General features: G+C 72.5%; 20 protein-coding genes and 1 tRNA gene. 5 read left to right on the top strand and 16 right to left on the bottom strand.

What is annotated here, in order from left to right:
* Window positions 1–26: 26 nt before the first annotated feature.
* The gene (locus tag E1294_RS09340; protein ID WP_132506836.1) at window positions 27–656 is read right to left on the bottom strand and encodes a TetR/AcrR family transcriptional regulator; all 630 of its coding nucleotides are present in this window, start codon (window positions 654–656) and stop codon (window positions 27–29) included.
* A gap of 204 nt (window positions 657–860) precedes the next feature.
* On the opposite strand from E1294_RS09340, the gene chrA reads away from it, so the two are divergent.
* The 3 genes from chrA to E1294_RS09355 are packed head-to-tail and all read left to right on the top strand — an operon-like array spanning window position 861 to window position 3,288.
* A complete protein-coding gene (gene chrA, locus E1294_RS09345) occupies window positions 861–2,048 on the top strand; it encodes a chromate efflux transporter (protein WP_132506838.1) in 1,188 nt (395 codons plus the stop codon).
* Between the two features lie 35 nt (window positions 2,049–2,083).
* On the top strand, window positions 2,084–2,905 hold the full coding sequence (locus tag E1294_RS09350) for an arsenate reductase/protein-tyrosine-phosphatase family protein (protein WP_132506840.1): 822 nt from the start codon (window positions 2,084–2,086) through the stop codon (window positions 2,903–2,905).
* Window positions 2,902–3,288: a VOC family protein gene (locus E1294_RS09355; RefSeq protein ID WP_132506842.1), complete on the top strand. Its 387-nt coding sequence runs from the start codon at window positions 2,902–2,904 to the stop codon at window positions 3,286–3,288. The genes E1294_RS09350 and E1294_RS09355 overlap by 4 nt, the downstream gene beginning before the upstream one ends.
* A 7-nt stretch (window positions 3,289–3,295) precedes the next feature.
* Here the strand turns inward: E1294_RS09355 and E1294_RS09360 are convergent, their stop codons facing one another.
* The 3 genes from E1294_RS09360 to E1294_RS52565 form a co-directional block, all read right to left on the bottom strand.
* A complete protein-coding gene (locus E1294_RS09360; protein ID WP_132506844.1) occupies window positions 3,296–5,083 on the bottom strand; it encodes a SelB domain-containing protein in 1,788 nt (595 codons plus the stop codon).
* Complete coding sequence (gene selA, locus E1294_RS09365) at window positions 5,083–6,381, bottom strand: L-seryl-tRNA(Sec) selenium transferase (protein WP_132506846.1); 1,299 nt, start codon at window positions 6,379–6,381, stop codon at window positions 5,083–5,085. Before selA ends, E1294_RS09360 begins: the two co-directional genes overlap by 1 nt.
* Before the next feature lie 14 nt (window positions 6,382–6,395).
* Window positions 6,396–6,489: transfer RNA gene (locus tag E1294_RS52565), tRNA-Sec, on the bottom strand.
* 67 nt (window positions 6,490–6,556) lie between these two features.
* Between E1294_RS52565 and selD the strand changes: the two genes are divergently transcribed.
* Window positions 6,557–7,585, top strand: coding sequence for a selenide, water dikinase SelD (gene selD / locus E1294_RS09370; RefSeq protein WP_132506848.1), 1,029 nt, complete (start codon window positions 6,557–6,559; stop codon window positions 7,583–7,585).
* Between the two features lie 108 nt (window positions 7,586–7,693).
* Here selD and nrfD read toward each other — a convergent pair whose 3' ends face one another.
* The 5 genes from nrfD to E1294_RS09405 form a co-directional block, all read right to left on the bottom strand.
* Window positions 7,694–8,713 (bottom strand): NrfD/PsrC family molybdoenzyme membrane anchor subunit, encoded by a 1,020-nt coding sequence (nrfD, locus tag E1294_RS09375; protein WP_246082899.1) that lies wholly within the window; start codon window positions 8,711–8,713, stop codon window positions 7,694–7,696.
* Window positions 8,710–9,507 carry a 4Fe-4S dicluster domain-containing protein gene (locus E1294_RS09380; protein ID WP_132506850.1) on the bottom strand — a complete coding sequence of 266 codons (798 nt, stop codon included), beginning with the start codon at window positions 9,505–9,507 and terminating at the stop codon, window positions 8,710–8,712. Before E1294_RS09380 ends, nrfD begins: the two co-directional genes overlap by 4 nt.
* On the bottom strand, window positions 9,500–12,688 hold the full coding sequence (gene fdh, locus E1294_RS09385; protein ID WP_165977192.1) for a formate dehydrogenase: 3,189 nt from the start codon (window positions 12,686–12,688) through the stop codon (window positions 9,500–9,502). The genes E1294_RS09380 and fdh overlap by 8 nt, the downstream gene beginning before the upstream one ends.
* 129 nt (window positions 12,689–12,817) lie before the next feature.
* Window positions 12,818–13,795, bottom strand: a complete 978-nt coding sequence (locus E1294_RS09395; RefSeq protein WP_132506856.1) for a ribose-phosphate diphosphokinase — start codon at window positions 13,793–13,795, stop codon at window positions 12,818–12,820.
* Window positions 13,796–14,398: 603 nt separating this feature from the next.
* A complete protein-coding gene (locus E1294_RS09405) occupies window positions 14,399–15,250 on the bottom strand; it encodes a helix-turn-helix transcriptional regulator (RefSeq protein WP_132506858.1) in 852 nt (283 codons plus the stop codon).
* 87 nt (window positions 15,251–15,337) lie between these two features.
* Between E1294_RS09405 and E1294_RS09410 the strand changes: the two genes are divergently transcribed.
* Window positions 15,338–16,111 (top strand): SDR family NAD(P)-dependent oxidoreductase, encoded by a 774-nt coding sequence (locus E1294_RS09410; protein ID WP_132506860.1) that lies wholly within the window; start codon window positions 15,338–15,340, stop codon window positions 16,109–16,111.
* A gap of 137 nt (window positions 16,112–16,248) precedes the next feature.
* Here E1294_RS09410 and E1294_RS09415 read toward each other — a convergent pair whose 3' ends face one another.
* From E1294_RS09415 to E1294_RS09440, 7 genes are all read right to left on the bottom strand, one after another.
* On the bottom strand, window positions 16,249–17,256 hold the full coding sequence (locus tag E1294_RS09415; RefSeq protein WP_132506862.1) for a zinc-binding dehydrogenase: 1,008 nt from the start codon (window positions 17,254–17,256) through the stop codon (window positions 16,249–16,251).
* 334 nt (window positions 17,257–17,590) lie between these two features.
* The gene (locus E1294_RS55605; protein WP_425465199.1) at window positions 17,591–17,782 is read right to left on the bottom strand and encodes a rhamnogalacturonan lyase family protein; all 192 of its coding nucleotides are present in this window, start codon (window positions 17,780–17,782) and stop codon (window positions 17,591–17,593) included.
* On the bottom strand, window positions 17,760–19,088 hold the full coding sequence (locus E1294_RS09420; protein ID WP_132506864.1) for an NAD(P)/FAD-dependent oxidoreductase: 1,329 nt from the start codon (window positions 19,086–19,088) through the stop codon (window positions 17,760–17,762). Before E1294_RS09420 ends, E1294_RS55605 begins: the two co-directional genes overlap by 23 nt.
* Before the next feature lie 114 nt (window positions 19,089–19,202).
* Complete coding sequence (locus E1294_RS09425; RefSeq protein ID WP_132506866.1) at window positions 19,203–21,269, bottom strand: hypothetical protein; 2,067 nt, start codon at window positions 21,267–21,269, stop codon at window positions 19,203–19,205.
* The gene (locus E1294_RS09430) at window positions 21,266–22,552 is read right to left on the bottom strand and encodes an ABC transporter substrate-binding protein (protein ID WP_220447639.1); all 1,287 of its coding nucleotides are present in this window, start codon (window positions 22,550–22,552) and stop codon (window positions 21,266–21,268) included. Before E1294_RS09430 ends, E1294_RS09425 begins: the two co-directional genes overlap by 4 nt.
* A gap of 77 nt (window positions 22,553–22,629) precedes the next feature.
* Window positions 22,630–23,481 carry a carbohydrate ABC transporter permease gene (locus tag E1294_RS09435; protein WP_132506868.1) on the bottom strand — a complete coding sequence of 284 codons (852 nt, stop codon included), beginning with the start codon at window positions 23,479–23,481 and terminating at the stop codon, window positions 22,630–22,632.
* Entirely contained in the window at window positions 23,471–24,436 is a 966-nt protein-coding gene (locus E1294_RS09440) for a carbohydrate ABC transporter permease (RefSeq protein ID WP_132506870.1), read from the bottom strand. Before E1294_RS09440 ends, E1294_RS09435 begins: the two co-directional genes overlap by 11 nt.
* Window positions 24,437–24,457: the final 21 nt, after the last annotated feature.

Consider the following 24,457-nt stretch of genomic DNA (forward strand, 5'->3'; position numbering starts at 1 on the left):
CGAAAATGGTCATGGCGGCGGCGCTGTCACCGCGCCCGCCGCTCCTTCCCGACCGCCTCCCAGGCCGTCAGGGCGCGGTCGTCGGCGAACACGCCGTCGGTGAAGATTTCGATGCCGGCGCGCGAGTAACGCAACGTGGCGTCCATGTCGTGCAGGTCCGGGAGGCCGAGCACCCGCGACAGGTGCTCGCCGAAGGCCAGCGGGGCGAGCAGCCAGGTCACGTAGATCGCGGCGCGGGCGTGCGGGTCCTGGCTCGGCCGTGCCCACCCCTCGGCCACACCCTGCTCCAGCCGCCGCTCGGTGGCCTCGACGATCTCGTCGTAGAGCGCCGCCGCCTCCGGTGTGCCGTCCAGAAACGCCCGGCCGAGATATCGCCGCACCGGGCCGGCGGCCTCCAGCATCGCCGCCAATCCCGCCGTGTCCTCCAGCACCTCGACGCCGGGGCCGCCGCGCACGAGCGAGATCACGTACGCGTCGCACTCCTTGCGCAGGCCCTCCTTGCTGCCGAAATGGTGCAGGACCAGGGCGTGGGAGACGTCGGCACGGGCGGCGACCGCACGCAGGCTCACCCCGGTGACACCCTCGGCCCCGAACAGCTCCAGGGCGGCGTTCCTGATCCTGGCACGTGCCTTGAGATCGTCCTTGTCTGACCACATGCCAAGGATAATAACCAACTGGTCAGCCCACTGTACAGATGGTCAGCCTCTTTCGATGCCCGTCACCCCATGACCTTGATCGAAAACATACCGTTACATCAAATGAATTTGATATAGTCGCCTCCCATCGTCGAACACGGGCGGCGCCAAGAGCGCCGGCGCTTCCGGGGCGGGCCGTGCCACGCCCGAGAAAGGACCGCAGCGGTGAACGAGCACGTCGCCGGAGGTTCCGGCGAGACGGGGGCGCCCTGGCGCGCGGTCCGGGAGGTGGCGCTGCTGTTCCTCAAGCTGGGCACCATCGCCTTCGGCGGCCCGGCCGCGCACACCGCGATGATGCGCGACGAGCTGGTGCGCCGCCGCGGCTGGGTGAGCGACGAGCGCTTCGCCGACCTGATGGGCGCGACCAACCTGATCCCGGGCCCCAACTCCACCGAGCTGGCCATCCACCTGGGCTACGACCGTGCGCGCATGCGTGGTCTCGTCGCGGCCGGGGTCTGTTTCATCCTCCCTGCCGCGCTCATGGTCACCGCCCTGGCCTGGGCCTACGTCACCTACGGCAGCACGCCCGCGGCCGAGGGCCTCCTGTACGGCATCGTCCCGGCGGTGATCGCCATCATCGCCCACGCTCTGTTCGGCCTGTGGCGCACGGTGATCAAAACCGTGTGGCTGGGCGCCCTGGCTCTCGCTGCGCTGATCGCCTACCTGGCGGGGGTCAACGAGCTGCTGATCCTGGCGGCCGGGGCGCTGCTGGCGTTCGCCGTCCGCCTGCCGCGCCGCCCGCCCGGCGTCCAGAACCGGTCGTCCGGCCTGCTCGCCGCCCCGCTGCTCACCTTCGGCGGGTCTCCCCTCTTCCCCGACCCGACCGGAGGTCAGCTGACGCAGCTGTTCCTCACCATGCTGAAGATCGGCTCGGTGCTGTACGGCAGCGGTTACGTGCTGCTGGCCTTCCTGCGCGGTGATTTCGTCGAGCGGCTGGGCTGGATCAGCTCGCAGCAGCTCATCGACGCCGTCTCCATCGGGCAGGTCACCCCCGGACCGGTGTTCACCACCGCCACCTTCCTGGGCTATGTCGTCGCCGGGCCCGTCGGCGCGTTCCTGGCGACCGTGGCCATCTTCCTGCCGTCGTTCGTCTTCGTCGGCCTGCTCACCCGGCTCACCGGCTGGCTGCGTTCGAGCGCGTGGACATCCGCCCTGCTCGACGGGGTGAACGCCGCGGCGCTGGCGCTCATGGCCGGGGTCTCCTACCAGCTCGCCCGCACGGCCGTCGTCGACCCGCTGACCGCGGCCATAGCGGTGGTCAGCCTGGCGCTGCTCTGGACGACCAGGATCAACAACGCCTGGTTGATCGCCGGCGGCGCCGCCATCGGGCTGGCCCGCACGCTGCTCGGCTGAGTATCCATCAAATGGTTTTGATGTATCCTGGCGGCATGGTGCCCACCGGCCGAACCGCCCCGGCGTTCGTACGCATGGCAGCCCACCCCCTGCGATGGCGGCTGCTGACCGCGCTGGCCGCCGGCGACTACCGCGTGCGCGAGCTCGTCGACCTGCTCGGCCACCCGCAGAACCTGATCTCCTACCATCTGCGGCTGCTGCGCGGAAGCGGGCTGGTCACCGCCCGTCGCAGCAGCTTCGACGCCCGGGACAGCTATTACCACCTCGACCTCGAACGGTGCGCGCACGCGCTGGCCGAGGCGGGCGCCGCCCTCCATCCGGCGCTGCGCCTCGATCCCGGCCCGTCATCCGGCCCGTCATCCGGCCCGTCATCCGGCCCGTCATCCGGCGCTGCCGGCGGGGTCCCGGCCCGGCCTCGGGTGTTGTTCGCGTGCACCGGCAACAGCGCCCGCTCACCGATCGCCGCTGCGCTGCTGCGCCACCGCAGCGGCGGGCACGTGGAGGTGACCAGCGCCGGCAGCCACCCGAAACCTCGCATGCATCCCAACGCCGTACGCGTCCTGCGCGAGCACTACGGCATCGACCTCGTCGGCCGGCGTCCGCGCCATCTCGACACCGTGGCCCACCGCCGTTTCGATCATCTGATCAGCTTGTGCGACAAGGTCCGCGAGGTGCATCCCGTGTTCGGCGACCGGCAGCGGCCGATGCACTGGAGCATCCCCGACCCGGCCGCGCCGGGCGACGACGATCAGGCGAGCTACCCCGCTTTCCTGCGCACGGCGGCGGAGATCGACACCCGCATCCGCTATCTCCTGCCCGTTCTCACCCACACCACCGACCCGGAGGTCGCGTCATGACCACATCACCCGGCGAACTCGCCGGCGTCCGCTACATCGTCGAGGACGTGGCCGCCGCCGTGCGCTTCTACACCACTCATCTCGGCTTCACCCTGCGCGCCAACCCCGCGCCCGCCTTCGCCGACGTGGTCCGCGGCCCGCTGCGGCTGCTGCTGTCCGGGCCGGAGAGCTCCGGCGCCCGGGCCACGCCGGAGGGTTCCACCGCGCCGGGCCGCAACCGCGTCCATCTCACCGTCCACGATCTCGACGCCGAGATCGACCGGTTGCGAGCCGCCGGGCTGTCCTTCCGCGGCGAGGTCGTCGCAGGGCCGGGCGGACGCCAGATCCTGCTCACCGACCCGGCCGGCAATCTCGTCGAGCTGTTCGAGCCCGCCGGGCGCTGAGCCGCGATCATCTGCAGCGCCGGTGCACCTCGTCCACCCGTTCGGTGAGGCCGGCTCTGTCGAGGTGTTCGAGCAGCGGCACGACGACGCGGCGGGTGGTGCCGAGGGCGTGTCTGGCCTGGCTGACCGTGAACGGTTGCGGCAGCCGGCTCAACAGCTCGGCCGCCCGCGCGTCGGCTCCCGGCAGCAGCGCGACTCCTTCGCCCACGCGCAGCAGGCTTCCGGCCCGTTCTGCCGCGGCCAGTTCCCGCGGGCCCAGCCCCAGCTCGGCCAGCCGCCCCGCGTCCGGCGCGTGGAAGGGCCGCGCCGCCAGGTCCCGTCTCAGCCGCTCGACCGCCCTGGCCACCGGCTCCGGCAGGCCCCCGGGCCCGGCCGCGATCCGCCCTCCGGCGAGCGTGAGCGGCGGCCGTACCAGCGTGGCGACCAGCCGCCGGTCGGGCAGGCCCAGCTCGTGGCGGGCCGCCTCGATCGGCATGGCGGGATCCAGGGGATGGCCGGCCGCGTAGTGCCGCACCGCCTCCACGAGCCGCCGGCCGAGATCCTTCCAGTGCCCCGGATCGGCGTACCACTCCCCTGACGTTCCTGGAGTGTCCGGCTCGACACCCATGGCGCGCAGGTCGGCGGCGCGCAGCAACCGGTGCAGGCGCAGCGCGTACGCCGTGCCGGGCGCGGCGGGCTCCAGCAGCGCCGACTCCAACCGGGCCGACTCCAGTTGGGCCGCCCGCCGCCTGGCGGCGCCCCTGCGACCCAGGGCGGGCGGGCGCACGTCGAGGACGCTCGCCCCGGCCAGCACCCGCGCCTCCGACCGGGCACGCCCGGGATCACGCAGCAGCAGCACGTCGCCGAGGTGCAGCGGCACCGGCCGGGCCAGCCGCAGCCGCACGACGCGCCCGCCGAGCGGCCGCGCCTCGGCCGCCACCGCCGCCGACCCGACGTGGACCGTCAGCCGCCGGGGCAACCCGGCGGCCTCGCGCCGCGGTCCCCCCACGTGGGCGACGCGCACGTCGACCAGGTCCGTGTACGTCCAGCCGCCCGGCGTGACGAGCGCATGCCCGCGGCCTGGGACGTCATGGCCACGCAGGTTGACCGCCACCCTGGCGACCCCGGTCACCGTGTCCCGCGGCTCCTTCAGCGACTCGAGCCCTCTGACCCGCACCGGCTCGCCGGCGAGCAGCAGTTCGTCGCCCACCGAGACCGTTCCTGCGGGCAGCGTGCCGGTGATCACCGTCCCGCTGCCGGTCACGCTGAACGCCCGGTCGATCCAGAGCCGTACCGCTGCGGCCGGATCGGGCCGGGGCAGCCCGGTCACGAGCCGGTCCAGTGCCTGCCGCAGCTCGGGCAGCCCCTGGCCGGTGCGCCCGCTCACGGCGACCGCCTCCACCTCGCCGAGGCCGGCCGTGTCCAGGCGGGCGAGGGCCTGCGCGACCACCGGGGCCGGATCGGCGAGGTCGGACCGGGTCACCACGAGCAGGCAGTGTCGCACCCCGAGGGCCTCCAGGGCCACCAGGTGCTCCTCCGACTGGGGCATCCACCCCTCGTCGGCCGCCACCACGACCATGACGGCCGGCACGGGCCCGACCCCCGCGAGCATCGTGCCGAGGAACCGTTCGTGGCCCGGGACGTCCACGAACGCGAGCCGTTCTCCCGACGGGAGTGCCGTCCACGCGTAGCCGAGCTCGATGGTCAGGCCGCGCCGGCGTTCCTCGTCCAGCCGGTCGGGCTCCATGCCGGTGAGCGCGCGTACCAGGGTGGACTTGCCGTGGTCGACGTGACCCGCGGTGGCCACGACGTGCATCAGCCCCGCACCTCCGCGGCCGCCAGCACCGCGCGCTCCACGTCGTCGTCGCGCTCGGGCGGGACGGTGCGCAGGTCCAGCAGCAGGCGGGCGTGCTCGATCCGGCCGACGACCGGCGGCTCGCCCGTCCGCAGCGGGACGGCGAGCCGTTCTGGCAGGCTCACGGCGGCGCTCGGCAGCCTCACGCCGGGCGCGCCGCCACCCCCCACGGCGGCCGTGCTCGGCACGTTCAACGCGTCGACCCCGGCACCTGCCAGACGGCCGGCCAGGACGGCGGCGCGCCTCGCCAGCACCGCCGGGCCGGCGTGCAGCGCCTCCCGGACCGGCGGCACGGGACCGCGCAGCGTCGCCTCCAGCGCGGCGAGCGTGAGCTTGTCCACCCGCAGCGCGCGGGCGAGCGGGTGCCGGCGGCAACGCTCGACCAGGTCGCCGCGGCCCAGGAGGAGGCCCGCCTGCGGCCCGCCGAGCAGCTTGTCACCGCTGGCCGTCACCAGGTCGGCACCCGACTCGATCATGGTGGTGGCGTCCGGTTCCGCGGGCAGCAGCGGCTCGCGGACCAGCAGGCCCGAGCCGATGTCCACGACGACGGGCACGCCCAGCCCGGTCAGCTCCGGCACCTCCGCCGCGCCGGTGAAACCCTCGATCCGGAAGTTCGACGGGTGGACCTTGAGCACGAACCCCGTCCGCGGCCCCACCGCGTCGGCGTAGTCGCGGGCGGAGGTGCGGTTGGTGGTGCCCACCTCGCGCAGCCGCGCCCCGGTGGAGGCGAGCAGGTCGGGGATGCGGAACCCGTCACCGATCTCCACCAGCTCGCCCCGGCTGATGAGGATCTCCCGCCCGGCGGCGAGCGCGGTGGCGACCAGGACGAGAGCGGCGGCGTTGTTGTTGACGACGTGCACGTCCGCCGCCGCGGGCACGGCTCCGGCGAGCGCCTCGACCGCGCCCCGTCCCCGCCGTGCCCTGGCGCCCGTCGCCAGGTCGAACTCCACGTCGGCGGGCCCCGCGACGGCGGTCATCGCCGCGACGGCCGCCGCCGACAGCGGCGCCCTGCCGAGGTTGGTGTGGATCAGCACGCCCGTGGCGTTGACGACCGGGCGCAGGCTCGCCGCGTGCGCCGGGAGCGCCGCCACCGCCGCGTCGGCCACGTCCGCGGGGTCGATCTCGCCCTGCCGCGCCCGGTCCTGGGCCGCCGCCACCGCCGCCTTGACCACCGGCCTGCCCAGCCGCCCGCCCGCCTCCACGAGGCGCGGGTCGGCGAGCACGGCGTCGGTGCGCGGCACCAGCCTGCGACGGTCCATGTTCCCGAACATAAGCGGAGGCGGACGGGAATCGAACCCGCCAGGCCGAGGACCTCGACCTCGTCGGTTTTGAAGACCGCGGGGGCCACCAGGCGCCCAGACGCCTCCAGGGGAGAACCTACCCACCACGGGGTAGGTGACCCGGCGGCACACGCGAACTGCAGTGAGGACGGCCATGACACCTGCGAACCCGGTGGAGGACGGCCCGGTCCGGCTGACGCGGTACGCGCACGGAGGCGGTTGCGCCTGCAAGATCCCGCCCGGCGAGCTGGAGACCATCGTCGCCGGCCTCAAGGCGCCGCACCCCGGCGCCACCGGCTCACCGGCCGGGGAGCTGATCGTGGGGCTGGACGACGGGGACGACGCCGCCGTGGTACGGATCGGCGGTGACCGGGCGGTCGTGGTCACCGCCGACTTCTTCACGCCCGTGGCAGACGACCCGTACGACTGGGGGCGCATCGCGGCGGCCAACGCCCTGTCCGACGTGTACGCGGTCGGCGGGGAGCCCCTCGTCGCGGTGAACCTGCTCGGCTGGCCCCGCGATCGGCTCCCGCTCGACCTGGTGAAGGAGGTGCTGCGCGGCGGCCTGGACGTGGCGCGGGAGGCGGGCTGCCACGTCTCCGGCGGCCACAGCGTGGACGACCCGGAGCCGAAGTACGGCATGGCGGTCACCGGCCTGGCCGACCCGGCACGGTTGCTGCGCATCGACGCCGCCCGGCCCGGCCTGCCGATCTCGCTGACCAAGCCGCTCGGCATCGGCGTGCTCAACGCGCGGCACAAGGCGACGGGCGAGGTGTTCGCGCAGGCGGTGACCGCGATGACCACGCTGAACCGCGACGGCGCGCGGGCCGCGCTGGCCGCCGGGGTGGAGTGCGCCACGGACGTGACCGGCTTCGGCCTGCTCGGGCACCTGTACAAGCTCTCCCGGGCGAGCGGCGTGACGGCGGTGGTGGACGTGGCGGCGGTGCCGTACCTGGAGGGCGCCCGGCAGGCGCTGCGCGACGGCTACGTGAGCGGCGGCACCCGCCGCAACCTCGACTGGGTACGGCCCCGGCTCGACCCCGGCGGCTTCGGCGAGGACGAGCTCCTGTTGCTGGCCGACGCCCAGACGTCGGGCGGTCTGCTGGTCGCCGGTGAGGTCACGGGCGCTCCGGTCATCGGGGAGCTGGTCCCCCTGGACGGTCCCCACCTCCGCCTGCGCTGACCGCGCGGCTCGGGCGGCGTGCCGTCCAGGACGGATCGCCCGCGAAGCGCTGGGGACGTGGGCGGGCACAGCGTCGCGTGTGACGCGCCCCTCGCGCGGACCCCGCCGTCAGGAGCCCGCCCCGTGTGTGAGGTGTCCCGCGTGAGTGCCGTCGCCGTCGGAGCCGGCGTCGTGTGTGAGGCGTCCCGCATGAGTGCCGTCGCCGTCGGGAGCCGGCGTCGAGGCCGCGTCGAGGCGTCGGCGTTGGGGGACGACGGTGTACTTCGGGTCGGCGGCCGAGGCGCGGCCCGCTTCCAGGATGCCGAAGCGGGTGCACAGGGAGCCTGCCGTGAGGGCGGCCCCGGCCAGGGCGGTGAGGGCGCGGCTGCGCCCTGCGACCACGGCGAGCAGCCCGCCGCCCACCGTCAGAGCACGCGCGGCACGCATGAGCCGGCCGGCCCGTCCCGTCCGGTACGGCTCCCCGACGAACCCGAGCCGCCGTTCCAGCACCTCGCCCGCGACCGTCTCCGTGGCCGCCCCGAGCGCGGCCACGGCACGGGCCGGGCCGGCGTGGGCCCGGGGCGTGCCGAGCATGGCGACCGCGCCCGCCGCGGCCATCGCGCTGCCCGCGAACAAGAACGGCAGCTCCCGGTACGCCTCGTGCCAGGCGGGCACGGCGGTGTCGGCGACCAGGACGGCGGTGTAGGTGGCGGTCAGTGGCCCGGTCACTCCCGTGGCCAGCAGCGCCGCGTCGCCCGCGGCCGGCAGGACGCCGGTCAGGTCGCCGGTCAGGGCAGCCGCCGACAGCCCGCCCTGGGCGGCGAGGATCCACGAGCCGACGCTCATCGGGGAGGTGAGCTTGAAGACCCGCAACATGTTGAGGAACCGTTCCGGCCTGCCCAGCTCGGCGGCGAGCAGGGCGGCTCCGAGGGACGCCCCGGCCGCCGCCGCGACGCGGGCGGTGCGGTCCAGCCGGGTGTGACCGGTCAGCCGGGCCATGACGGCTATGGTGGACGAGGCTCCCGACATCCCTCCCAGATAGAGATATGTCGGCATGTGGGGCTCGTGCCAGACGGGCGGTTTGAGCACCGGACGGCCGTAGTAGGACCGGAACTCCGCCTCCGGCACCACCGCCCGCTCCCGCGTCACCGCCGCTCCCCCCTGCGCGACGGCCCGAGGAAGGCGAGGGCCACGGCGCCTGCCGCCGACAGCGCGGCCGCGCCCGCCCAGCGCCACATGGCCGGCAGGTCACGGGTGGTCACCACGGGATCCGGCGGCAGGCCGTACACCTCGGGCTCGTCCAGGAGCAGGAAGAACGCCCCCGCCCCGCCCACGCCGTCGCCAGGGCTCTCGCCGTACAGGCGGGCCTCCTCGTGCCCGTCGGCGCGCAGGCGGGTCACCCGTTCCTCGGCGCGCTCCCGCAGCTCGTCGAGCGGCCCGAACTGGATCGAGTCGGTGGGACACGCCTTGGCGCAGGCCGGTTCGAGGCCGCCGAGCTGGCGGTCGTAGCACATCGTGCACTTCCAGGCCCGCCCGTCGTCCTCCCGCCGGTCGATCACGCCGTACGGGCAGGCGGGCACGCAGTAGCCGCACCCGTTGCAGATGTCCGACTGCACCACCACCGTGTCGAACTCGGTCCGGAACAGCGCCCCGGTCGGGCAGACGTCCAGGCAGGCGGCGTGCGTGCAGTGCTTGCACACGTCGGACGACATCAGCCACCGGTCCACGCCCTCCTCGTCGCCGGCGAGCACCGGCCGTGACTGCTCGATGAACGCGACGTGCCGCCAGGTGTTCGCCCCCAGCGTGCCGGTGTTGTCGTACGAGGTCGCCTCGAAGACGAAGCCGTCGTCGGGAATCTGGTTCCACTCCTTGCAGGCCACCTCGCACGCCTTGCACCCGATGCAGACGCTCGTGTCGGTGAAGAACCCCATCCGCTCAGCCATGGCGGTACCTCTCCAGCAGATCCAGCGCCGCCCGGCCCCTCGGCCGGCGGCCCGGCCGCACGTCACAGGTCATGGCCTTGCCCTCCTGGATGTAGACGTTCGGATCGAGCACCAGCGGCGTCAGGTCGTTGGCGACGTCACCGGTGACCAGGCCGCCTCCGCCCCAGCCCCAGTGGTACGGCAGGCCGACCTGGTGGACGACCCTGCCCTCGACGCGCAGCGGCCGCATCCGCCCGGTGACCAGCACCCTGGCCTCCACGACGGCGCGGCTGGTCACGATCGTGGCCCAGCCGCCGTTGGCCAGCCCCAGGTGGCCGGCGAGCTGCGGCGACACCTCGCAGAACAGCTCGGGCTGCAACTCGGCGAGGTAGGCCAGCGGACGGCTCATCGCGCCCGCCGTGTGGTGCTCGGTCAGCCGGTACGTCGTCAGCACGTACGGGAAACGTCCCCCGGGCGCGTTGTACGGGCTCTCGGGCCGGTGGTAGGTGCGCCGGGCCGGGTTGGCCTGCTGGGCGTAGAGCGGGTTGGCGACCGGAGACTCGTGCGGTTCGTAGTGGGTGGGCAGCGGGCCGTCGACGAGGCCGGCCGGCACGTACAGCCAGCCCTTGCCATCGGACTGCATAATGAACGGGTCGGTCCCGGCGAGCGCGGCCTGGGCGCGGGCGCCTTCGGGCGGCTCGTAGCCGGGCGGCTTGCCTATCTCGCAGTCGGGCACGTCCTGCCCGGTCCACTCGCCGCGCTCGGCGTCCCACCACACGTACGCCTTGCGCTCGCTCCACGGGTTGCCCTCGGGGTCGGCGGAGGCCCGGTTGTAGAGGATGCGCCGGTTGGCCGGCCAGGCCCAGCCCCATTCGGGCGCCACGGCGCTCTGCTCCCGGCCGGGCCGGCGGCGGGCGGCCTGGTTGACCTCGTCGGCGTACACGCCGCAGTAGATCCAGCAGCCGCACGCCGTGGAGCCGTCGGGCCGCAGCTGGGTGGAGTTGGACAGGGCCCGCCCGTCGGGGCCGACCCCGTTGATCTCGCGGAGCACGGCCTCGGCCGAGGGCTCCCTGTGCACGCCGTGCTCCGGGTAGTCCCAGGTCAGCTCGCGTACCGGCCGGTCGATCTCGTCGCCGGTCATCCGTTGTCTGAGGAGCTTGCCGAGGTGGTGGTAGAACCACAGTTCGCTGCGGCAGTCGCCGGGCGGGTCGAGCGCCTTCTCCCGCCACTGGAGCAGCCGCTGGGTGTTGGTGAACGTGCCCTCCTTCTCCACGTGGCTCGCGGCGGGCAGGAAGAACACCTCGGTGCCGATGTCCTCGGTGCGCAGCTCGCCCGTCTCCAGCTCCGGGCCGTCCAGCCAGAACGTGGCGGTCTCCACCAGGGTCAGGTCCCGGACGACGAGCCAGTCGAGGTTGGCCAGGCCGAGGCGCTGCGCCCGGCCGCCGGAGGAGCCGACGGCGGGGTTCTCCCCCACCACGAAATAGCCCTTCACGGTGCCGTCGATCTGGCCCATCACGGTGGTGTAGTGGCCGTGGTCGCCGGTCATGCGCGGCAGGTGGCCGAAGCAGAAGTCGTTCTCCTCGGTGGCGGCCTCGCCCCACCACGCCTTGAGCAGGCTCACCGCGTAGGAGCGCCGGTTGCCCCAGAAGCCCGTCGTGCCGCCCTCCACCTCCAGGTAGTGGTCGAGGCCGCCGTGCCGCCCGGCGTGCGGCATGTCCAGGTAGCCGGGCAGGATGTTGAACAGCGTCGGGATGTCGGTCGAGCCCTGGATGCTGGCGTGGCCGCGCAGCGCCAGGATGCCGCCGCCGGGCCGTCCCATGTTGCCGAGGAGCAGCTGCAAAATCGAGGCGGTGCGGATGTACTGCACGCCGACGGTGTGCTGGGTCCAGCCGACCGAGTAGACCCAGGCGGTGGTGCGCTCGCGGCCGGAGTTGGCGGTCACGGCATCGGCCAGCTCGGCGAAGCCGTCGCGCGGGATGCCGCACAGCCGCTCGACCAGCTCCGGGGTGTAGCGGGCGAAATGCCGCTTCACGATCTGGTAGACGCAGCGCGGGTGGGTCAGCGTCGGGTCGGTGCGCGGGCTGGGGTGCGCGCCGGGCCCGCCCGCCCCGTAGGTGTCCGGGCCGGCCGCCTCGGCGTCCCTGGGCCCGCCCTCCGCCTGATCGGCCGGGGGCTGCCCACCCGAGGGCTCGTACGCCCAGCTTCTGGGGTCGTACGTGGCCGTCTCCTGGTCCCAGCCGGAGAACAGGCCGTCGAGGTCCTCGGTGTCGCGGAAGTCCTCGGACACGATCGTGGCGGCGTTCGTATAGGCCAGCACGTACTCGCGGAAGTCCAGCTCGTTCTCCAGCACGTGTTTGATCAGCGCACCGAGCAGCACGATGTCACTGCCCGCGCGGATCGGCAGGTGCCGGTCGGCCAGCGCGCTGGTGCGGGTGAAGCGCGGGTCCACGTGGAACACCCTGGCCCCGCGCGCCTTGGCCTCCATCACCCACTGGAAGCCGACGGGGTGGCATTCGGCCATGTTGGAGCCCTGGATGACGATGCAGTCCGCGCCTGCCAGGTCCTGCTGGAAGGTGGTCGCGCCGCCACGCCCGAAGCTGGTCCCCAGACCGGGGACGGTGGAGGAGTGTCAAATACGGGCCTGGTTCTCGACCTGGATGGCGCCGAGGGCGGTGTAGAGCTTCTTCATCAGGTAGTTCTCTTCGTCGTCGAGCGTCGCCCCGCCCAGGCTGGCGATGCCCAGCGTGCGGCGCACGACCCTGCCCTCGTGGGTCTCCTCCCAGGTCTCCCGCCGGGTGCGCGCCACCCGGTCGGCGATCATCTCCATCGCGGTGTCCAGGTCGAGCCGCTCCCAGGCGGTGCCGTACGGCCGGCGGTAGAGCACCTGGGTCTGGCGGCCCGGATGGGTGACGAGCTGCTTGCTGGCCGAGCCCTTGGGGCAGAGCCGTCCCCGGGAGATGGGCGAGTCGGGATCGCCCTCGATCTGGGTGACCTTGCGACCGCCAGGGCCGTCCTTGACGTAGACGAGCTGGCCGCAGCCGACCGCGCAGTAGGGGCAGATCGAGCGGGCGACCGTGTCGGCGTCCTCGGTGCGGGGGCGCAGCGCGTCGGTGCGGGCCGACCGCGCCGCATCGCTCCTGCCGTCCTCGCCTGTGAGCTGGCGAATCACCGGCCACCGGGCCAGCCATCCCCTTCCTGGCATGATGCGACCTCTGCCCGCTTTCCTCCGTTCCATTCGGACGGTCTAGTCGTAATTGCGACAGTCCACCAACGCACCGGCTCTGACTGTCCCTGCGTGAGGTGGCCCGAACCCCAGCCAGGCGACACCTGCTCAGCTCTCGCCCTCGAACAGGCTGGTCACCGATCCCTCGGTGAACACTTCGCTGATGGCGCGCGCCAGTAGCGGGGCGATGGACAGCACGACCAGCCCATCCGACGGGACCGTCTCAGGGCTGGGCAGCGTGTTGGTGATGACCAGCCGCGACAGGTTCGCCTTCGCCAGTCGCTCAACCGCGTCCCCGGAGAACACTCCGTGCGTGGCGGCCGCGATGATCTGCGTGGCGCCCCTGGCGGTGAGGGCTTCGGCGGCCCGCACCACCGTACCGCCGGTGTCGATCATGTCGTCGATGACCACACAGGTACGGCCCGCCACCTCGCCCACCACGTCGTGGACGTTCACCAGGTTCGGCCGCGCAACGTCCCGGCGCTTGTGGATGATCGCCAGCGGGCAGCCCAGCCGGTCGGTCCATCGTTCGGCGACGCGGACCCGCCCCGCGTCCGGCGCCACAACGGTCAGCCGCGCCGGGCCCACCTGGCTGGTGACGTACTCGGCCAGCAGCGGCAGGGCGTGCAAATGATCCACCGGGCCGTCGAAGAAACCTTGAATCTGCGCTGTGTGCAGATCGACGGCCATGAGGCGGTCCGCGCCCGCCGCCGCGAACAGATCGGCCACCAGCCGGGCGGAGATCGGTTCGCGGCCGAGATGCTTCTTGTCCTGCCGGGCGTAGCCGAAGAACGGCGCCACCACGGTGATGCGACGCGCCGAGGCGCGCTTGAGCGCGTCGACCATGATGAACTGTTCCATGATCCAGGTGTTGATCGGGGAGGTGTGGCACTGGATCACGAAGGCGTCGCACCCGCGGACGGACTCCTCGAACCGTACGTAGATCTCGCCGTTGGCGAACTCGCGCAACTCCGTCGGCGTCACCTCGGTCCCCAGGTGCCGGGCCACCTCGGCGGCCAGGTCGGGATGCGCGCGCCCAGAGAACAGCATCAGCTTCTTGTCCCCTGCCACTTTGATACCGGTCACATCCACCTCCCGTTCGCCGCATCGTCCCACTTACCTGCCGGCGCACCCGGAAACACCCGGCTCGAAGCCTGGATCGAGCTGGCCGGCCTGGTGCGGGGCGAGAAGTTCCGCGGCGCGGTCCGCTCCTGTCTCCAGGACACGTACGGCACATTCCCGGGACGGCGTCCGGCCGGCGCACCGGTGCGGGACTTCGTCCACAGGGAGGGGGCGAGGATCGGGGAAGAGGTCTTGGAGGCGGATCGTTCCGGGCTGCCGGCGGACTCTCCACGGGCACAGGGGCCCAGCGACCGCGATCGCCACCCGAACCCCGGCCCTCGCCGTCGACCCTCCGACCGGCGCGGCACCGCCTGGCCCCTGCCGAAACCGGCCCGGCGCTGCGCGCGTGGACGCCGGCCGATGCCCCCGGGCGGCGGCCTCCATCCCGGAGCCGTGGGGTGGCATCTCCGGTGCGACGACGCGGCCCGAGCCGCGCCGAGCCGGTCGGTGAGGCCGGTGCGGCCGACCGGGTGCTGGTGCAGCGCTCCGCCCTCGCGGGATCCACGTTCACGGTCGAGCGCTGGTGCACGACGAAGCGGTGCGCCGGCGCGTTCTTGATCGGGCGGTTCAGCCTGGCGTGTTCATGCTCTGGGTGCCGATCACCGAAAGCAGCCGCAGCGCGTCCTCGGCCGGTGAGCCCGGGTCGGCTGTGTAGATCACCACGTGCTGGTCCCGGTCGGAGATGTCCAGCACGTTGCAGTTGAGGGTGATCGGGCCCACCAGCCGGTGGTGCAGGGTCTTGCGCAGGCTTGGCTCGGGGGACACGTCGTGCGAGGCCCACACCAGGGCGAACTCCGCACTGCCGGCCAGGAGCTCGGCCACCAGTTCGGTCACTTCGGGGGCGCCGGGGTAGCGGGCGGCGGCGGCGCGCAGCCGCCGGGCCGCTTCGTGGGCGAACGCGGCCCGGTCCGCCTCCGCGAGCAGCCGGGACCCGTCCGGGTGCGACCCGAGGAAAGCGTGCCGGACCAGGTTGCGGTCGCGCCGCGGCAGCGCGGAGAAGTCCGCCATCAGGGCGGCCGCCAGGTCGTTCCAGGCGATCACCTCGTAGGTGGCGGACAACACGATCGCGGCGGCCTGCGGCAGCCGGTCCAGCAGGTCGAGGATGCTGTGGTGCACCTCGCGGCACGGGCCGGGCGGCGGGCCCGGCGGGGCGCCGGCCAGGTGGTGCAGGTGGTCGCGTTCGGCGTCCGAAAGGCGCAGCGCCCGGGTCAGCCCGGTCAGCACCTCGCGGGACGGGCGCGGGGCGCGGGCCTGTTCGAGGCGGGTGTAGTACTCCGTCGAGATGTACGCGAGCTGGGCCACCTCCTCGCGGCGCAGCCCAGGGGTGCGGCGCCGCCGCCCGGCCGGGAGGCCCACGTCGGCGGCGGCGATCCGTTCCCGCCTGCTGCGCAGGAAGGCGGCCAGTTCCTGTCTGTCCACGCTTCCACTATGCGTGGCCGGCGCCGTGCTCAGCCAGGTACCGCCGGTGCCTGGCTGAGCTCCGTGGCGGGGACGAGGCTCGATGCCATGACTGATGACACGGACACGGGCCTGCTGGCCGGCAAGGTCGCCTTCGTCACCGGCGCCGGGCGCGGCATCGGCGCCGCCGCGGCGCGGCTGTTCGCCCGGGAGGGCGCCACGGTGCTGCTCGCCGCCCGGACCGAGGGCCAGCTCAAGGCGGTGACCGAGGAGATCCGGGCGGCGGGCGGCACCGCCGACCACGTCGTGTGCGACCTGGCCGGCGCGGGCAGCGTGCGCGCCGCGGTGGACCGGGCCGTGGAGCTGTACGGCAGGCTCGACGTCGCTTTCAACAACGGCGCGACGGCGGTGCCGCCGGCGCCGATGGACCGGATGCCGGAGGCCGACTTCGACCTGATGTACACCGTGAACCTCAAGGGACAGTGGGTCGCCATGTCCGCGGAGGTGGCCGCCATCCGGGCCACTGCCGGGACCGGGGCGATCGTCAACACCTCCACCGTCGGCAGCTGGGGGCCGAACCCCGTGCTGCCCGCCTACGGCGCGATGAAGCGGGCGCTCAACAGCCTCACCGAGTCGGCCGCCGCCACCTATGGCCCGGAGGGCATCCGGGTCAACGGGATCGCCCCCGGCACCACGCTGACCGACATGGTCCACGCCTGGGAGGCCGTCTCGCCCGGGATCGTCGAGCAGCTCAACGCGCGGACCTCGCTGCGGCGCGCGGCCGAGCCCGAAGAGGTCGCCGAGGCTGCCGCATGGCTGCTCAGCGACCGCTCCTCCTACGTGACCGGGACGGTGCTGCGGGTGGACGGCGGCCTGGGGTGAAGAAGCTGTCGGCGGGGCAGGACCGGCGCCGAGGCGGTCACAACCGAGGGTGACGGTCCGCAGGTGAGATCGGCCCGCGGGCCGTCGAGCGGGCGGCTTCCTCCCTGGCATCTTGCACTCAAGGCGCTGACCAAGCGCTACGGGGTGATGACGAGCTTGCCGAAGAACTTCTTGGAGACGAAGTCCTGTTGCGCCCGAGGCAGTTCGCGCAACGGATACGTGCCCGCGACGAAAGGCCGCAGCCCACCCTGTTCGATCTCCCGTACCAGGGCGGCGAACTGCTCGTGCGTGCTCACGGTGGAACCGACGAGGGTCAGTTCCTTGAGGTAGACGCCGCGCAGATCCATGTTGACGACAGGACCCGCGATGGCTCCGGCGGTGACGTAGCGTCCGAGCGGGCGCAGAGCGTCCAGCAACGCGGAGAACGACGGGCCGCCGACCACATCGGCCACGACATCCACCGACTCCCGTTCTGGCACCGCACCCCTGCCGAGGGTGGCATCGGCGCCGGCCTGCAACGCCTGCTGCTCCTTCCCCGGACCGACGACCGCGACCACATGCGAGCCGCGCGCCTTGGCCAGCTGGACCAACGCGGAACCGACTCCGCCGGACGCCCCGGTCACCAGGACACTTTCGCTCTCGCCGAGCCCGACGCGTTCGACCATCCGGTAGGCGGTCTGGTACGCCGTGGGGAACGACGCCAGCTCGGCGTCGTCGAGCGTGCTGTCGACGGGCAGCGCGTTCGCCGCCGGGACAGTGGCGAATTCGGCGAAGCCGCCGTCACGTTCGCTGCCCATGAGCCCGGAGGACGCGAGGTCCTTCTCGTTACCGGAATACAGGACAGGGTCGACGATCACCCGTTCGCCGATGCGTTCGACTGGTACGTCCTCGCCCACCTGGTCGATGTGGCCGACGATATCGGCGCCCTGGATCCGGGGAAAGGTCATCGTTCCACGCCATGCCGACGGGTGACCCGAGTCCGGATCGCCGTAGGCGCCCTCGCGAGTCCAGATGTCGGTGTTGTTCACTCCGGCCGCGGTGACGCGCACCCGGACCTCACCGGTCGCCGGAACGGGATCGGCAACGTCTTCACGATACTCAAGCTTCTCCGGACCACCGAAGCCCGTGAGCAGGTACGCCCTCAAGCTGTCCTCCTGAATGACTTACCGGTCTGGATCATTCGACCGAGACAAGGTGGCGCTCAACGGCGTTCGGCCCAGTGAGACGCGCGTGGGCGAGCGGTGCCCGGTCGTGCCGCGCCCACTGCCCGGGGAAAGGCGAGGCATGCGCCATCGAGGCAGGGAGCTCGGCAAGGCCGAGCACTACTCCAGACCACGCCGGGCGGTTGCCGACGTAAGACGCCTCCGGCCGGGATTCGAGCGGCGGATGAGGGCCGTGATCGATCGTGCTCTGACACGGCCCTCATGTGCAGATCACGGCCCGCGGACGGCCCAGGAGATCGGCTGATGGCCGGTCGTTTCAGCGTACGCAGATATTCGGGCGTGCCGGAGTGCTCGTGCCCGAGCCGATGAAGAAGCTCGGGTGGGGCGGCTGGTTGTAGGCCGTGTTCTGCCAGGCCAGCGCGACACGGCACTGCGGGTCGTGGGCCAGCGTGTGGATGCGCAGGTCGGTGGTGGCGGTGGTGGCGTCACCCGGCGGGCTTCCGCTCAGCGGGAGGCCGGATGCTCAGCTGTTCGGCCCGGGAGAGCTCGGCGGCGGCGTCCGGGACCAGCCCGAGACTGACGGTCTGGCGGCTGAGCAGGCCGGCCAGCGCCCAGTCGGCGGCGACGCGGAGCCGGTTGCCGGCAGCGGGCAGGGCGAACAGGTGGTACGCGCCGGTGATCGCCGACGCCGCCCGGCCCGTCACCCGCAGGTTGAACGGCGCCGCCACGGCTTGCCCGCCGCCCAGATCGGCCACGGCGCCCAGGTCGCGGTGCCGGTACGGCCGGGCCCGCCCGTGGCCGAGACCGGCGGCGACGTTGCGGGCGGCGGCGTGGCCCTGCCGCATCGCGTGCTGGGCGGTCTGCGGGCACACCGATCCCGGGCGGGTCAGGTCGGGCACCGCCGCCGCGTCCCCGAGGGCGACGACGTCGGGCCGTCCGGGGACGGCCAGGTCGGCGCCCACGACGAGCCGGCCCTTCTCCATCGGCAGACCGAGCTCGCCCACCAGGGGTCCGGCGGCGACGCCCGCCGTCCACACCAGCAGCCGGCACGCCACCGTGGTGCCGTCGCTCAGGTGGACCGTGTCAGCGGTCAGCCGGTCGACGACAGCGCCGAGCCGTACCTCGACGTCCCGGGAACGCAGGATGGCCAGCGCGCGCTCGGACAACCTGGGGTCCAGGTGCGAGAGGATCCGATGGCCGGGGTCGACGATGATCCAGCGGATGTGCTCGGCCCGCAGCCGGGGGTAGGCGGCCAGCGCCGAGCGCACGAACATCCGCATCTGCGCGACGTACTCCGTGCCCGCCAGCCCCGCGCCCACCACCACGAAGGTGGTGTAGGCCGCACGCTCGGCCCCATCGCGCAGCCCGTCGGCCAGTTCGAGCTGCGCCAGCACGCGCTCGCGCAGGTAGACCGCCTCGACGATGGTCTTGAAGCCGTGCGCGTGCTCCTTCAAGCCGGGGATGTCGAACGTGCGGGTGACGCTGCCGGGGGCGAGCACGAGCCGGTCCCATCCGATGCCGCTGACGTTCCCGTCGCGGTCGCGCACCGTCACCGTGCGCGCGTCCAGGTCGACTCCGATCGCCTCCCCCGGCTTGAGCCGGGTGCGCCGCAGGCCCCGCAGCGGGACCGCCGCGTCGGCCGGGTTGACGACGCCGGCCGCGACCTGCGGAAGCAGCGGGGTGTAGAGGTGGTAGTCGGAAGGGTTGACGAGGACGAGCTCCGCGGCGCCCGGAGGCAACTTCCGTTCCAGGCCCCGCAGGCAGGAGAACCCGCCGAACCCCGCCCCCACGACCACGACCCTCGGCTTCGCCATCTCCACCCCCGTGCCATGCCAACTGGCCGGGCGAAGGCTCTTTCAACCCTCCTTTCCCCGATCGGGGCCGTCCGTTGCCCCTTTCTGGGAGGACCGGGCGGGACCGTCACAGGGTCAGGGAAACGGCAGCAGGCCCTCGTGGCGGATCTGCCAGGAGGAGGGAAAACCTGGGACGGGCGGGCCACCGTCCCAGCCCCTGGCCATGAGGGCGACCGCCGCCAGCAGGCCGCCGTTGCCCGGCAGGTAGACGGGCAGGGACGCGGTCTGCCGGTTGTGGCCGTTCGGCAGGTGGGCGTTCTTGGCCACGGGCATCAGCAGGGCGTCCACCGCCGTCCGCGGCTCGCCGAGCCGGGTCGCGGTCATCGCGATGGCCGGGTAGTCCCAGCCCCACGTGCTCTCCCAGTCCCAGGCGGCGAGCACGTCGCGCAACGTCGCGCGCATGATCTCCGGGTCGATGAGCCGGGTGGGCGGGACGAAGCCCAGGGCGTACAACATCGACGGGTGGTCGTCCCGCACCGTGTACGGCGGAGCGTCCATCGCGGCGTAGACCCCGTCGCGCACCAGCGGGCGGGCCATGCCGGCGGCGACCACCGCCCACACCGGCTCGGGCGCCAGGCCCAGCAGCCGCCGCCAGCGCTGGGCCACCGCCAGCGCCCACGACCAGTACGCGATTTCGAACGTCGGGTTGGCGGCGCTCGCCCGCACGTCCGCGTACGACTCCTGGGCCGGCACCAGCGGCGGCCCCAGCCCGTACCCGCCTGGCCCCTTGGTCGCGAAGGCGGCCATGAACGCGGCCGTGTCCAGCACGATGTCGGCGTACTCGGCCAGCGCCCGGGGGCCGGCCGCGCGGCGCACCAGCTCCGCCAGGAAGATCGGATGCGGTTGTTGCCAGAGCAGGAACGGCCCGATCGGGCTGGGACTCTCCCGTCCGTCGGGGCCCGCCTGCTTGGGCCAGCGCGCCCCTGGGCAGTCCTGTGCCCTGGCCGTCTCGCGGGCCCGCGGCAGGATGGAGGCGTACCAGCCGAGGCTGCGTTCGAGCAGCTCCGCCCGCCCCCACAGGGGGAAGTGCGCCGCGTGCCACCAGTGCATCTCCAGATGGAAGCGGCCCCGCCAGCTGTTGGCCATGAGCCCGGTCTCCGCCGGAGGAGTGGAGCCGGCGCAGTGGATCGCGGTGAGGTGCTGCGACAACACGACGCGGCGTTCCAGCTCGGGAGCCCGCGCGTCGTCGCCGCCCGACAGGTCCACCGCGCCGCCCGTGCTCCAGAAGCGCGCCCAGTGGCGGCCGGACGCCGCGACGACCTCGCCGAAGCCGGGAAGTTCGCCACCGCCGCCGGCGGGCGTGAAGGCGACCACCAGTTCGGCGGCCGGCTCGGTGAAGGTGAGCAGCACCTCGTGCGGCCCGCCCGGCGCGGCCCGGCCGCCGCCGTTCATGGCCACCGCCACGTCGTAGGCGGTGCCGTCGAGCACCCGCTCCACCGTGCACCCGCCCGGGGAGGGGCACACCTTCGAGGTGTGCGCGCCGGGACGCGACCAGTCGGCCGCGTTCCCCCACGCCTGCGACCCGTACGGGAACGCCAGCCGCACCGCGAGACCGCTCGCCAGCAACGGCGACTCGACCCGCACGGCGAGCACGTCGCGCTCGGGATGGCAGGCGGTGGTGACCTGGACCGGCGCGCCACGCAGCCGGTAACGGCTGGTGATCACGCCGGTCCACAGGTCGAGCCGCTGGTGGATCCCGGTGAGGTCGCCGGGGGTCAGCGGCGGGCCGCCGGTCGCGGCGAACCCGATCCGGCCGAGGTCCAGCCGGTGCGGGTTGGCCCGCAGCCACGCCTCGGCGGCCGAGGCGGGCGACTCGCCCGAGCCGCTCAGATCGCCCGCCATGTCCACGTACGGCACCGGCCCGCGCGGCGTGTCGTACGTGCGCGTCGTCTCCGACAGCTCGTACGCGCCGGGAACGCTGTGCCAGCCCCACGCGGACATGGTGGCCAGCAGCGTCCCCGGCCCGGCAGCGGTGCGGTCCTCGACCGGGTGGCTGCCCGGGAAGGTCTGCAACCCGGTGACGTCGACCGTGCAGCAGAACTCCCCGTTGCCCACCGACAGCGGCGACTCCGGCACGATCCGCGTCACCTCGACCGCGTGCCGGCCGACGAGCGCACGGCGGTCGATCCCGGCCTCGGTCATTGCTGGATCGCCGTCCCGACCTGCTGGATGAAGTCGGCGGCCGCCTCGGCCGGCTTCTGCCGGTCGAACAGCACCTCGGCGTTGACCCGGTCGAGGATCTTGGGCGTGTCGGTGGAGCCCGCGGGTCCGATCACCAGCGGCGGGCCCGCCTTGGGCGTCAGGTCGTCGATGAACTCGGCCTGGGCCTTCTCCTCCTCGCCGAGCACGCTCGCGATGCCCTCCCGCACGTCGGAGTTGGCCGGGATGCCGCGGTCTGCGAGGATGATCTTCCCGGCGTCGGCGCTGTTCACCAGGAAGTCCACGAACTTGGCCGCCTCCTCAGGGTGCTCGCTCCTGGCGTTGATGCTGTAGATCTGGGACGCCTGGAGCCACATGCCCGGCTGGGTGGCGCCGGTCTCGCCGGGCACCCGGATGAGCTTCAGCGGCGCCCCCGCGGCCTTGGTCAGCGCGGTGAGCTGGTTGCTCCAGTCGAACTGCACTGCGGCCAGGCCGCGGCCCATCAGCGACTGCTCGGGGGCGGGCTGGGTGATGAGCTCGGCCGTCTGCGAGGCGGGCGGGGTCGCCCCGGCGTCACGCAGTTCGAGCGTCATCGTCCACCAGTCGACCAGCGTCTTGGCGCTGATGGCGACCTTGCCGTCGGCGGTGTAGAGGGCCTCGCCGCGCTGGCGTGAGTACGCGTCCAGCATGTCGGTCCTGGTGGGGTCGGCCAGCGCGAACGTGCCCTTGGGCAGCTTGCCGGCCAGTTCCTTGGTGATGCGCTCGAAGTCGTCCCAGGTCCAGGTGTCGCCGTCGGGCACCTCCACGCCCGCCTTCTCGAACACGGCGGGGTTGATCACGGTGGCGATCGTGTTGACCCCGGAGGGCACGCCGTACTGGACGCCGCCGAACTTGCCGTTGTCCAGCGCCGCCGCGCCGATCTTGTCCATCTTGAGGTTCACCTTGGACAGGTCGAGCAGGGCGCCGCGGTCGCCGTACTCGCGCGGGTAGGCGCCGCCGAGCGTGATGACGTCGGGCGCGCGCCCGGCGGCCACTTCGGTGGCCAGCCGGTCGAAGTAGGAGTTGAAGTCGGTGTAGGAGCCCTTGACCGTGATGCCGGGGTTCTTGGCCTGGAACGTGTCGATGACCTTCTGGGTGGCATCGGCGCGGTCGTTGTTGCCCCACCAGCCGAAGCGCAGCTCGACGGTGCCGTCGTCGCTCTCCGACGACCCGCCGCCGCAGGCGGAGACCGCCAGCATGACGCCGGCCAGGCAGAGTGCCGCGAGCCTTCTGGACCTTCGTGACATCGGTCCTTTCCTTTCTCCTGAGATAGAACGTTTTAATCGCCCGTGGAGGGATGCCCGTGAGGCACGCCGTGCCGGGGTCACTTGAAGCCCGTGGTCGCGATGCCCTGGGTCAGGTAACGCTGACCGGCGAGGAAGAAGCCGAAGATGGGCATCAGCCCGACGATGGACATGGCGAACAGCTCGCCCCAGGCCGTCTCGCCCTGGCCGTCCATGAACGACCGCAGCGCCACCGGCATCGTCCACAACTCGGGATCGGTCAGGAAGATGAGCTGGCTGAAGAAGTCGTTCCAGGTCCAGATGAACGTGAACAGCGCCGAGGTCGCCAGCGCGGGAACCGACAGCGGGATGATGATCCGCCAGTAGATCCTGATGTGGCCGCAACCGTCGATGCGGGCCGCCTCGTCGAGCTCGCGGGGCAGGCCGCGGACGAACTGCACCATCAGGAAGATGAAGAACGCATCGTGCGCCAGGAACTTCGGCACTACCAGCGGCAGGTTGGTGTTGATCCAGTCGAGCTGGGAGAACAGCACGTACTGGGGGACGATGAGCACGTGGATGGGCAACATCAGCGTGGCCAGCATCGCGGCGAAGAAGAAGTTGCGGCCCCGGAACTTCAGCCGGGCGAACGCGTAGGCCGCCAGCGAGCACGACAGCAGGTTGCCGGCCACCGCCAGGATCGCGATCACCGCGGAGTTCCACAGGTAATAGTGGAACGGGTGGCTCAGCGCCCCCCAGCCCTCGACGTAGTTGCCCAGGTCGAGCTCGGTCGGCCAGATCGAGGGGTCACGGAAGATCGTCTCCGTGGGCTTGACGGAGCTCGACACCATCCACAACAACGGATAGAGCATCACCAACCCGAAGCCGATGAGCAGCACGTGCTTCGGCAACCGCCACGACCGGCGGCGCGAAGGCCTCAGCTCAGTTGCCATAGAACACCCACCGCTTGGCGAAGAGGAAGTTGAGTCCGGTCAGGACGGCGATGATGGCCAGCAGCACCCACGCCATCGCGGAGGCGTAGCCCATGTCGAAGGAGCCGAAGCCGCGCTCGTAGAGATAGAGCGTGTAGAGCAGGGTGGCGTCGGACGGGCCGCCGCGGCCACCGCTGATCACGAACGCCTGGGTGAAGCTCTGGAAGGCGCCGATCAGCTGCAGCACGAGGTTGAAGAAGATGATCGGCGTCAGCAGCGGGAGCGTGATGCGGAAGAACCTCGACACCGGGCCCGCGCCGTCGACCTCCGCCGCCTCGTAATAGGAGTGCGGGATCTGGCGCAGACCGGCCAGGAAGATCACCATCGGCGCGCCGAACGTCCACGCGTTGAGCACGACGAGCGTGCCCAGCGCGAAGTCGGGGTGGGCGACCCAGCTGACGCCCTCGATGCCGGCCATCGCGAGCACCTGGTTGACCAGGCCCTCCTTGCCGAAGATCTGCCGCCACAGGATCGCGACGGACACGCTGCCCGCGAGCAGGGACGGCAGGTAGTAGACCGAGCGGTAGAAGCCCAGCCCGCGCACGCCCCGGTTGAGCAGCAGCGCCAGCGCCAGCGCCAGGACCAGCTGGACGGGCACCGACACGAACACGTAGACGAACGTGACCGCGAGCGACTTGTGCAGCCGCGGATCCTCCAGCATCTGCCGGTAGTTGTCCAGCCCCAGCCACTCGGGCGGCTTGAGCAGGGTGTAGTCGGTGAACGACAGATAGAGGGAGGCCAGGATCGGACCCACGGTGAACAGCGCCATGCCGATGAGCCACGGCGTCAGGAAGAGATAGCCGATGCGGTCGCGCGCGGGGCCGCCCGGCGTGGACCGCCGTCGCCGCCGCGCTCCACGCGCGAGAGGGGGCTCTCGCTCGGGCGGGGCGATGGCCGGGGTCAAACGGTTGCTCATAGACCACCCTTTGCCAATCGC

The sequence above is a fragment of the Nonomuraea diastatica genome, from assembly GCF_004349015.1.
GTDB lineage: Bacteria > Actinomycetota > Actinomycetes > Streptosporangiales > Streptosporangiaceae > Nonomuraea > Nonomuraea diastatica.